Source organism: Oligella sp. HMSC09E12 (genome assembly GCF_001808505.1).
Classification (GTDB): Bacteria; Pseudomonadota; Gammaproteobacteria; order Burkholderiales; family Burkholderiaceae_B; genus Oligella; species Oligella urethralis.
Genome location: NZ_KV793554.1, coordinates 1 through 12,856 on the forward strand (window position 1 = coordinate 1; position 12,856 = coordinate 12,856).

Annotated in this window: 3 protein-coding genes; all 3 read right to left on the minus strand. The window is 48.9% G+C overall.

The genetic code is table 11. The features are described from left to right. The coding region (locus HMPREF3179_RS12100) for a two-partner secretion domain-containing protein (RefSeq protein WP_070469730.1) at window positions 1-10,963 on the minus strand (10,963 nt) is incomplete at its 3' end. A gap of 10 nt (window positions 10,964-10,973) precedes the next feature. Further along, the gene (locus HMPREF3179_RS12470) at window positions 10,974-12,035 is read right to left on the minus strand and encodes a ShlB/FhaC/HecB family hemolysin secretion/activation protein (RefSeq protein ID WP_246824353.1); all 1,062 of its coding nucleotides are present in this window, start codon (window positions 12,033-12,035) and stop codon (window positions 10,974-10,976) included. Continuing rightward, on the minus strand, window positions 11,972-12,757 hold the full coding sequence (locus HMPREF3179_RS12475; RefSeq protein WP_246824355.1) for a POTRA domain-containing protein: 786 nt from the start codon (window positions 12,755-12,757) through the stop codon (window positions 11,972-11,974). Before HMPREF3179_RS12475 ends, HMPREF3179_RS12470 begins: the two co-directional genes overlap by 64 nt. Window positions 12,758-12,856 lie beyond the last annotated feature (99 nt).

Consider the following 12,856-nt stretch of genomic DNA (forward strand, 5'->3'; position numbering starts at 1 on the left):
CCACCTCAATCTGATAACCACCATCGCCTGCATAGATACCCGATTGCTCGGTCACACTCGCATAGTCGGCATTGATCGACGAGCGACTAAAGTTCGCACTACCCGAGACCCCATAGCCTACGGTGATCTGTCCACCCATCTCCTGTTGCTTACCCTCATAGGTTGCAGTGTCTTGTACGCTCTGAATGATAAGGTTCGGGGTCTTAACGTGCACCTCCTCACCAAAGACCTGCGCCCCGGCAAGGGTCGTTGAACCCCCGGCGCTTAAGCTCGTGAGACTACCTAAGCTACCAATATGGCTATGACGATGAGAAAGGCTATCGGCATTGGCATGGCCTTTACCTAGATTCGCACCCGCAGTCACCCCCATGGAGGTGCCACCTTGACCAAACTCGATCGCCAGCCCTGCGTTCCAGCCGGAGGAACTGTTTTTGCTGCGGCTTTGATCGATGGCCTCAGCTGACGTGATAAGCAGTTGATTATCAGCGGCAAGATGCGTGCCAACGTTGCCCACCACATCGGCCCCACGGATAAGGATGTTCGAGTCCTCACCGGCCCCTGCCGCTATTAAAGTAACCGTCTTACCTGCCAAGACCTGACTTGGCGCAACCGTATGCCCTGCCTGATTGTCCTCGGTCTGACTTTTTTGTGAGCCGTAAGTAATTGACACACTGACGTTTTGATTGGTCGCCTCACCCACGCCTACCGGCGCATCCATCAACTGCCCAAGTCCTTCGTAGGCACTCCACGCCGTATTCGCTGCAGCCATCGCCTGGGTCCGACGGTTACTGCTTTCACCGATGGATTCAACGGCATGAGCAACCTTACGCAGGGCTTCCACCACCGGCACGTTCACCGCCACCGTGAGCCCGCTTTGCTTATCAACTCGACGATAATGTTCGCTATAACCTTCTTTGCCGGCCGCAATCTCAAGCACTTGCCCCGTGATCAGTACATGTCCCTCAGGCGATGACACCGTGCTCGCTTCTTGACTATATTGACGACCCGCTTCAATCACCGTATCGCCCGCCAAACTACCCACCAGCGTGCCGCGTAAACTGCCATCGCTACGCTCATGATCAATCTCCGTCGATTGGCTGCCAATGGTCACACCTATCCCGCCCGTCCCAAAGACCCCTGAGCGCTTGGTTTTTTCATGATAATCGGAAAAAGCATACTCCTCAGCACCAGCCAAGCTAATATCACGACCCGCTTGCAGATACGTCCCCTCATCCGAAATCACATCACTGCCGATGACACGGAGGTCCTGACCACTTTGCAGCAACACCTCACGACCCGTCACCTCACTGCCTAGCGCCTGCTCACTGTCTTGAATCCAATGCCTGTCTTTGGACTTACTACCCAAAAGACTGCGGCTCTTCGTGAGATGCCGCTCATCCAATTGGCTGCTTAAGGTCCCGGCACCAATCTCAATATCCTGTTGCGCCCGCAACTGGACAAGACCGTCATCACTGGTAATCCGTGCAGCAGTTAAACGAGCGTCATTACCTGCGTCTAAGATGATATCGCCCACCGCTTGTATTTCCGTACCGACATCTTGCCAGCGCTGCTCTTTAATATAATGACTGGCACTGCCCACGCTATCTTGACGATAACCCACAGTAACGGTATCTAACTGCAAGTCATCGCCGGCACCCAGGTAAGTAAGGCCATCGCGACCGCTATGACTGACAAGTGCTCCGGTCAAGATCATGTCCTTAGCAGCAGAGAGCAGTAACTGCGCCTCATCACCACTCACATGAATACTCGCTAAACGGTCAATACCCTGACGCTCACCACTGAAATGGCTGCCATTAGTACCCGCTACATCCGCCTGCGTATGGTAGGTGGTACTCTTAATATCCAACTGATTGCCCGCACGGATGCTTGCCAGCTCTTCTGCACTGACCGTGCTGCCCGCGAGCGTAATATCTCTATCAGCTACCAACTCGACGCGTTTAGCCTGAATGCGTGCAAACTCCTGATCAATGGTATCGGCTTTAATACTGACAATTTCACGACCGGCCACTGTGCCACTATTAATAAAGCCGTCTTTGACTTGCAACTCCACTGTATTACCGGCAAGTAACGCCCCTGATTGTGCTAAGTCACCTTGACGAGGTTTCACATACACGCGAGGCACCAACACCTCTTGAGTAGTACCATTCGCCAAGGTCACGGTCTGACTTTCCAGCCAGACAATATCACTGGTTAAACGCGCTACTTGCGCTGCCGTTAATTCTATGCCCGGCGTTAAGCCCTGCGTCATCGCAAAGCTCACGCCCTGCTCCATCAAGGCTTTAAACTGTTCCTCATCGTTGTCATAACCATCTAAAAAGCGTTGACCTGTCAGCTGTAATATCTGCTCACGCAGTAAGCGCTGCTCATAGTAACCATCACCTAAGCGTTTTTGCATACGCGCCGGATCCTGATTGAGCGCTTGCAGCATATAATCACTGCTTAACCATTGACGCTGATTGGCAAAGGCAGGATCCGTTTCAACCAGGTAGCGTGTGCGAGTCGGATCCACACTGTATAAGCTACTTGTTGGTACTAAATACGATGGCGCTTGCGGCGTAGTAATAGTCGGCGTATCCACCTGCGTAGGTGATAAAGTCGAGATTTCCTCTTGGGCAAGCGACTGCATCAGCACATCGATTGTCGCATTGCCCTTGTCTCCGTTTGTGCTGCCTAACGGTCGCTCTCGATCCATCAATAAATCCATGGTCGTTGTATCATCCAACGGCGCTACAGCATCCTTTCCCTGCGCCAGTTGTTGCGCCACATCACTCTCTACCAGTGACTCTGTTTGCGAACCATTGAAGGCCTCTCGATCCAGTTGGGAAACATCCTGACCGATGCTATGTTCGCTCTCTTGACGTGCCACCGACACGTCTGATTCAAATGCTGCTTGCTCCATGTCGGATGCTTGGCCACTCGCTAATTGCTTTTTAGCCGCCACCTCAGCCTGCTCAGCTAACTGATTAGGGCTGACACCTGTTGAGCTTACCTGACTATAGGCCTGATACACGGACACAGGAAGATCGATGGTGCTTTGCTCGGTCATCAGAAAAGGAGTGACTGGACCATGCTCTCTCTGGTGATATCGCCTCAAACCGCCACGCCACCTCTCCCAGGCATAACGACTCGTACCCTCATCTTCGATGATTCTTAAGCCTTTGGCATCAATATTGTCAATATGGCGAGCGTCGACTTTCAATGCCTTACCGGCCACAATACGACTTTTATCATTGGTGAGCGTATCTGCATTGATGGTCAAGTTACCGCCAGCAATAATATCACCGGGTCGCGAATGAGCGACTTGATCTTCGTACTCCGTACGCGTAATCCAATACTCCGTGTAGCGATGTTTAAATTGATGCTGATAGTCTTTATTGTAAGCTGTGATGGCCTGATCTAAGGCATGCCAACGCTGACCATCCACTTGCATCCAGGTATCGTAAGCTACTTGATACTGCGCATACTGCTCCTGATAAGAAGCCAAGTTTTGACGATAATCACGCCAAGCCTGTGTGGCTGAGCTACATGCCCTTCTATCGTCACTATCACTGATAAACGTACAACTCTTACTCGGCTCAGAAACCGTGGGTTCAGTTGGCGCACGTGGTGCTAAAGGCTCCGTAGCGATCCCCGGGGTAATCCCAAAATAGGCCCACGCCGGGTTATCCGGCGAATATTTTTCATAGTTAGTTAACTGCGTTGAGGTAAAGCAATCATTACCGGAAAAACTATAACATGCCGGTTGCGCTAGCGACCAAAGCGGCGTTTCTCCAGGAACTAAGTTGGCATAATCCCCTGGCTCCTTGCTAACAAACTCCCAAGCGCGACGACTCCACCGACGTTCTTTTAAGTCTTTTTTATCAACACGTGTTTCATAGCCCTGCCCGTCATGCACAATAAAATCAAATCTTTCAGGCGTAGACACTTGAACTCTTGTTAATTCAAAATCAGGATTTAAATTCCTTATACTGTGCACATTAAGATACATATCCCCCAAAGACTCTATGGTTGCAGCGCTGTTAATCAGATTCGACGCTTGTCCCTGTGCCTGTTTATTTACATCCAGCCTAGCCCCAATAGCTAAATCACCCCCACTAAAGAGTAAACCTTCTTCTTGGTTACGCAAGGAATGAACACCAATATCTAAACGCTCTCGTGCCGCAATCACCGCCGCTTTCCTTTCACCAGTCGCTTGCACCTCCTCACGATTTAAAAGCGTTTTTGACTGTATCGCAACATGATCACCGTAAATTCGCCCCGAGCCAATATTATCGATGGTACCGGCTGCCTCTACTGTGGTCACGCCATTGCTATTGATTAAACCGCGATTCACAATATCGCCTGTCTTTGCAACCACCGTGACGGCGGTCTCGCCTAATAACTCACCCGTGCTGTCATTATGAATATCACTCGCCTGTACCGTCAACGCGTCCGGACTATAGATTGTCTGTGTGTTATGTAAGTGCTTATCCGTAATCAGGCTTAAAGAACCTCCTGCCTGCAGTCCTCCCAGATTATTGAACCCTTCAGTCACATCCAACTGTAGGTGTCCGGGGGTTTCTATGCGCGCTTGACTACGAAGCTCTTGAGCAATAAGCACAGTGCCTTCATTGCCTTGAATCACACCATTGGCATCTTGCTCAATCTGCAGACGACGTTGATTGCGTTGCTGAGCGGAATCGAGCAGACTGACCGTCTTGGCAGCCAAAATTTCTCCACCATGATTCGTTATACGCTGTGACGCCTGAATCGTTGTATTACCTTTGGCATGAATTTGACCGCGGCTATTTTCCAGTGATGAAGTTTCTAAGCGAATATCACCATCCGACACCAACAATCCCGATTGATTATCAAAGCTTGTATTGTTATTTATTGCCAGTAAGTTAGCGGCTGAAATCTGTCCACCCTTGTTAATAACGATGGGACTACTGAGCAGTAATGCACCATCAGCCACCATTAGACCCGACTGATTATTCACGCTCTGCGATGCCGTCACTTGAAGATCCTGCTGGGCAGATAGTTTGCCCTGCTGATTAGTCACAATAGAGGCGGTAATCTGTAGATCTTGTTGCGCAACTAAAGCACCCTCTTGGTTATCAAGTAACTGTCCGGCGTTGATCTGAAGGTTTTCACCTGCTGCAATTTGGCCACCCTGATTAGTCATAGCGGCCGCCTGCAAATGGACTGACTGCTCTGCCACCATCACGCTGTCGTGATGCTTCAAGCCCTGATTCGCTTGCAGCTTAATCTGCTCAGCTGCACTGCTGAGTCGATGTAAATTCAGCACGTCGCTCGTTGCCTGTAAGGTGCTATCCGCTAGCCATTGGCTGTCTTCTGCCTGAATGTTATCACTAGCGCTAAGCGCCAAGTTCTTGCCCCCCAGGGTGGTATTTGCCTGCACAATGGACTTAGCATCAAGGCTGACATCGCCTTGTTGACTCTGTAAGTCCGTGTCTTGCATTGCAATCTTTTGCCCAGCCTGTAGCTGCAGCTTATTGAGTGTTTGTATTTGTGTATCCGCTAAGGATAGATTCGTACCGGCACTCAATTCAGCTGAATCAGTTGCCAACACCGTACTCTCGTCACTCATCGCTATCGCTTGCTTAGCCTTAAGTGCTAATTGCTCAGCTTGAAGATGACCACCTTCTTGTGTGATCTGCTCGGCTTGAATAGCCAGTGTATCCCCTGCCGCTATCACACCACTATTGACAAGTGCACCCTGTGAATGAAGATTCGCAGAGCCCCCTGCAACAATCTCTCCCTGCAGATTATCAATCGCCTGCTTCGCTGTTAGGTGAAAGTCAGTTTTTGCTTGCAACTGACCTGCTTGGTTAAACAGATGACCAACATTAAGATCGAATGAAGCATCAGAGACCACTAAGCCCGCTTGATTATTAAACTCTTCACCAACAACAACCTTCATAGCCTGTTTTGTGGACACCTGTCCTGCTTGATTATGCAAGCTACCGACATGAAGAATTAGTTCATCAGAAGTAGCAATCAACCCTTGCTGATTATTGAGTAACCCGTCAATGCCCAGCTCAGTCGAGCCTTGACTCGCTACGCGACCTTGCTCATTACGAAGCTCTGCTGCCTGGATCTTAAGCGATCCATCAGCCAGTAGTAACCCCTCATGGTTATCTACGTGTCCGGACGTTTTGATCACTAGATCCGTACCTGCGGTGATATCACTACCCCTATTCGTCAATGCTTGTGCCTTAATCTCCAGCGTCTTATCTGCCTGCATTAGACTATCTTGCTGCTCAATGCGGCCTTGGCTGTTCAGTTGAATAGCCTCTGCTTGGCTTTGATGCTGAGTCAAATCAAGGCTACCCACCGCCAAATCCAAGTTGTTATGTGCAACCCACTGACTCGTTTCAGCACCCAAGGTCTGACCTGCGGTCAGTTTAATATCTTCTGCAAGCAACGTACTCTGATGATGTTGTTGCGTTGCCGCACGAATCGACAAAGGTCCGCCCACACTCTGTAGATCGGACTGCTCAAGTGTCGCTTGTTCCTCTACGTCTATGGTAAAGACACCTTGCGCTTGACCTTGTACCTCATTGAGCGATAAATTAGCTCCTGACACCAACGATGCCGCTTCTTCCGCTAATAAGGTGCTCTTAGTTAATGCAAGATCGCCTTGCGCACTCAAGCTAATCTCTTTAGCTTGCAAATGCGCTGCATCATAACGCTGCTCAAAGCCTTCAACGTCAAGACTCTCTTCTGCAAAAAGTACGCCACCTAATTGCACCTTCGTAGCAGCTTGTATTTGAATGGACTCAGCCGAGACGATTTCACTGTCTAGACTGTCGATTCCTTGACTCGCCTGAATCGTCAAGTTCTCTGCCGCATGCAGTTTACCCTTCGTATTTATCAGACTTTCTTGATTCAGCACCATCTGCCCATCAGAGATCATCAGTCCGGCGCTATTATCCACAGTACCCGATGCAGTAACCTCAAGCCGCTTAGCTGAAACCAATTGACCTGCGTGATTACTGAGATTTTTTGCATCAATACGAAGCTCACCATCAACCACTGTCACGCTCTGATCGTGCAGCACATCACCAACACTCTGAATAGTCAACGTATCAGCCTGCGTGTTCATCGACGTCATCTGCAATGTCGGTGTCTGTATGGTTAACCCTTCTTCAGCTAACCAATAGCCGTCTTCTGCCTTAAGCTCATTGCTTAAGCTTAAATTAATTTCTTTAGCAACAAGTTGACTATCTTGTTGGTGACTTTCTTGAGCGTCAAGTAACACGCTTCCCTGGCGACTGTGTAATTGACTTTGTTTAAGATCCGCACGCGCTTGTGCTCTGAACTCAACATCGTCCTCAGCTTGTACCGTCGTTTCGTCTAGATAACTATCACCACCCGAATGCAGCTGCACCTGAGTAGCAGACAACAAAGTGCTATCTCGTAAGTGCAGACCATCGGCACTCTGCAAGGTGACGACATGACCTTGTAGCTGAGCTTCTTCATGCTGTAGTTGTTGGGCCTGAAGCGTGAGTTGCTCTGCTGCTAGTAACCGCCCGCCTTGATGAATACTACCTGCTGCACGAACTAACAGCTCACCACCTGATTGAATATCACTTTGTACGCTCTTAATATCTTGCGTGGCGTCAATCTGTATAGTCGAAGCAGCATACAAGCTACCTTGCTCATTAAGAAATTGACCCACATCTAGCTGTACGTCACCACCAGACAATAAAGTACCTTGCTGATGATCGAACAGTTGAGAGGCGTTGACCTGTACACGCTCACCTGCTGACAGATAGCCATGATCTGCTTTAACAGCCTTAGCTTGTAGGAGCATAGACTCATCCGCCTGCAAAAGTCCTGACGACACGATGACATCGCTATGCGCTGAGGCTTGAATCGCTGCTGCAGCCATTTTGCTGCTGGTCAGATCGATTGAATCAGCATTTAATGCAATGCCTTTACCTGCCTGCCATTGACTATCTTGTGCTAGGAGCTTATCACGCACATTTAGCTGCATCTGCTCTTCTGTGACAAAACTCGCCGCTGAGGCATCAAGTGAAGCTGCTTGCAGCTTTAGGCTTTTATTACTTACTAATTGCGCTTGATTAGCGTTTAGCTCGTCATCCACAGTCAGCGTCAAAGCACCAGTTGAGGCAATCTGCCCAGCTTGTGTATCTAATCGCTCTGCGTGAAGAGTCAGGGCTTCTCCTGCCATCAACTGCCCTTGGGTATTAACTACCTGACCCGCCGTCATCACCTCCATGTCACCTAACGTTTGTAACCTGCCTTCGGTGTTATCAATCGCTTCATCTACATGCAGCGCCAGACTTTGGGCACTCTCTAAATGACCACCTCGATTGATTAAACGGCGACTGCTTAACATGAGCTTGCCACCAATGGTTGTCAGTCCGCCGCTTTGATCAAAAATCTCAGCAATCGCTAGCTGTGCAGGACCTTGTGCGGCTAAAGTGCCTTCCTCAGAATGCAAATTCCTAGCCCGTATGTCAAGCGCTTGACCAGCCTGCAATAATCCCTGCTGATTAATGAGATCCTGATCAAGATGTACACTCATCACCTCACCGCTGACTAATCGTCCTTGCTGATTATCCAGTGAGTTGCTACGAATTATTAAGTCTTTCTCAGCAACGATCTCTCCTTGCAAATTTTGCCAATCCACGGCCTCAACCTGCACCTGCTGTGCTTGCCATTGTGCACCTTGACTTTGCAGCTCACCAGAACTAAGCACTTGGAGTTGCTCTGCAAAGGCCTCGGTATCCTTCATCTGTACGCCATCACCCTGAAGCTGTAGACTATGCTGCGCACTCAACTGTGCTTCTGTCAGGACGAGCTGACCTTGACTCGCCAAATGGAGTTCATCGTCTGTACTAAAGCGGCTTTGCTCACTCTGCAGCTCACCGGCATGAATCCGTAGGGCCTCAAGCGCTTGCCATTGACCTTGCTGATCGTGCAAAACTTCCTCTACAGAGACCGATAAACTTTTTCCGGTGACTAGCTGACCTTGGGTATTTTGCATCTCCTGCGTGTTAAGCGTAATGGCCTGTGCCGCCAATAACTGTCCTTGGCTATTATCCAATCGTCCCTGATTATCAATCAGCAAAGAATCCCGTGTACTAATCTGACCTGCTCGGTTATCCAGGGTCTCCGTTGCCAAGGAGATAGCATTCGATGAGTAAAGATGACCTTGACGATTATCGAGATGACGGTGCTCAAGATCTAAGCGCTCTGCATTGATATAGCCGGCATTACGCAACTGCTCACCCTTACTCTGCAGGTTCTTAACCTGAATATCCCCTTGATTATGCAGAGCCTGACTTAAGCTTAAGTGGACATCCCCATTGGCAGAAATTTGCCCTTCGTCATTTGTTATATTCCTCTCTACTTGGATACGTCCGGCAGCTAAAGCAGGCGATACGACAGTCTCAGTAGTGGTCTTGCCTAAAGCAGTACTACTACTCGGCGTCTGTTGACCCGGCTCGGTCGGTGAAGGCGCATCACCGCTAGAGGGGTTTTCCGGATCGATGTCTGAACTAACTGGATCCGAAATAACGGCTGTACCGAGTTGACCACTATTGGTCAGTGCCGCTGAATTAATATTCAACGCTTGAGTCCCTGTTTGCACAATTCCTGACTGGATATTCTCAAGCCGCTCGGTTTGAATATCCAGGCGCCCTGCTTTTAACTGAGCTTGTTCGGTATTTGCCAACTCAGTTGATTCTATTTGAAGCGTTTTACTTGCTGTAACAAACCCTTTCGTGTTGTGAATTTGTGCTGCCTTAATTGAGACCTCAGGCGCTGCGATAGTGCCTTGGTTCTGCAGTGATGTACTGGTAATTTGCACCTTGGCAACAGGCTCTGCTGTGTTGGTGGTCGATGCCACCATTTCGCCCGAGTTACTTAACTGCCCATCCGCACTCAGTTGCAAGCGACCTGCGCCCGCATAGAGTTGACCTGAGTTATTAACACCCACCCCTTTATCATTACTGATTAAGACAATGGAGTTGGCATACATACCACCCAACTGCGCCACATCAATGGCGATAGCGGCTGACTGCTTAGCGTCACGCTCAGCGGCAGCGACTCGATGCTGAGTATCTGCTAAGTTCATTAACTTGGCTGACTGATTAAGGTCCTTGGCGTCAAAGACAATATCTTGCTCACCGGTTGAGACACTCAAGTCATTGGCCCAGATGCCGCCTTCGATGGTGGCAGCATGGCTGAGGATTTGCGTGTAGTTAGCGTCTTTGGTGTTTAAACCGCCCCCTAATACCTGAACCGTCCCTTGATTAACCGCTACGCCTGTCAACCGACCTTGAGCATTGATCTGCGTTTGACCGGTTGCCAGGGTAACACCTTGAGCATTAATAAAACCTCCGCCATCTACTGCAATACCGGCAGGGTTGGCAATCACCACTTCCGCCCGGCGACCGGCAACCTCAGTAAAGCCTTGTAATCGACTCGGCGCCCGACTGTTGACTTGGTTCACAATCACATTCGCTTCACCACGCGCTAAATGCGGGTTGCCTTGCACCCAACCGGCAAGCTGCGTCTGTGCTGACTGACGGCTATTATTTAAAATAGCGCCTTGCTGTTGTACATCAAATTGGCTAAACTGGTTGACTGAGACCCCTGCTGCGGTCGGCGTCTGAATATTTACTTGATCTAAGCCGTTGGCTGTTTGTAAAACGGTGGCTTGCTGATGTCTCGGCGCCGCCTTATCAGCACGAATTTGTGCCTCTGCTTCATTATCAAGCAGCACACCGGTAGCGACCAACAAACTTAAGATCATTGCTTTTAGCGGTACATATAATGGACTGGAGGATACGTTTACCGCGCAGCGTGTCGCTGTATTTTTACCTTGACCCTGTGCGATCTCACTGACTACCATCAATTGGCCACGATTCTTATTAAAGATTATTTTATAAAAAGAGTTATTCATAACACGCTTATTAGAAAGAATAATTTACCGTAAAGCCAATCACGGTGTTTTTAGTTTTAAATGCGGTCGGTTTTTTTAACGGTGTACCGACAAAGAGATCGTAATACCATTGTCCCCATCGTCCGCCCATATCGAGCTGGCCACGCAGACCGACAGCTCCACCTGCTAATGTTTGACCTACAAGCAAATCAGCTGAGGGGCCACTCACACGGCCAACATCCAGTCCCACATAAAGTTGATGGCTAGGTTGGTATTGCCAGGCGATATCATTACGCCAATACCAACCACGTTCAGCCATTAGATAATATTCCCCATCAAAGCCACGCACTGTATAACGACCGCCAATGGCTAATTGATCTTGTGTGACCAGTGGGCTTTTATTCCATTGCGCATGAACACGACTGTCCCAAGAAAAATTCTCGCGCGCAGCAGTAAACGGAATATGCCAATGCATATCCGCGGTAATAATTCGCATACGCGACGTGCCTTCACCAAAGAGATACTCTGCCGGCTGCTCACTGCCAAATATACCGGTACCACGACGATAGGACACATCGAAACCTAAGGTACTTTGCCTAATAAACTCCTTATGAGAGAGAGTGGCTTGCCAACCACCCATCTTCTTACGCTGTACCTCAATCTCCGCATCAGCAATATAATTGTGAGAGCGCCGCTGCCATAACTTCGCACTGAGCTGAGTTTTGCGTCGACTGTCCCGATAAAGCACTCGACTCAGGCCTATTTCACGGTTTAAGCTACGCCCGTTGTAGTCATAATTTTCATAGGCACCTGCAATCGCTTGGTGGTAACGATGATAACTTTGATTATAAAAAAGCTGCCAATGCCCCCAAGGAATCGAATAGTGCAAGGAATAACTATCGGTGCCACTCTTAGTCCGACTCCCCACCTCATCACGCAAACTTGTCTTTTCGCCCAAACCCCGGTTATAGGAGATATAAAACAGATCACTAAGCCCCAAAAGATTATCTCCGGAGAGTGTGGTCGTGCCTATGTAGCGACCGGTCTGCTTGCTGCCTGAATTATCCAGACCAAGACTAAAACGAAACGGCACACTACGCTGCTGCCAATCAATATACAGATCACTGCTGTTAATCGCCTCACCGCCTCAATACGAACTTGAGCTTGCGCAGTAGGCACACGTCGGTAATTCTCTAGACCCTGCTCTATATCTCGTAGATTAAAAACATCACCGCTACTCGCCGGAAGCTCATTCTGTAACCAAGCAGTGCGTCGTCCATACACGCTGTCACTCTCTTGACGACTCAGTTTGATCGAACCGATATAACCGGGAATAACAGTCAAATACACCGTGCCTTGGCTTAGATCCTGTGCTTCCAAAACAATCCGACTGGTGGTATAACCACGATCAATTAAGGCATTTTGCGCATGAACGCTTAAGAGCTCCAGCCCCTGAACGCCAATACATTGACCAGCTATAAACTCAGCTCGCTTTATCGCTTCACCTAAGGCAAATTGAAAGCGCTCTGACTTATCCCCTTGTAACTCAACGTGCTCAATGGGGAAACAGGGTGATTCTTGCCCTAGAGATGACAAAGTACCCGAGGCTGTACTTTGAAGACTGCTCTCTAAGCGTACATCTTCCTGTGCTTGACGTTGTGATTGCTGAAAAGCGTCACGTTGTTGTTGACGTTGCTCTTCAAATTGTGCCGTATTTGGAATGGAGGAGTTGCTTTGAGCGTAGCTAAGCGGCATCAAAAAAGTCGACGCAATAAGCGCCCCCGCCCCTAGAAAATGAGAGGATAAATGAACCATAAAAAAAGGGTTTCCCTAATAATACTTATAATTTTGTTTTAATTTAAATTAATTATAATGTATACATTGAGACTTTTGCATAAAAGCAGTTAAATACCG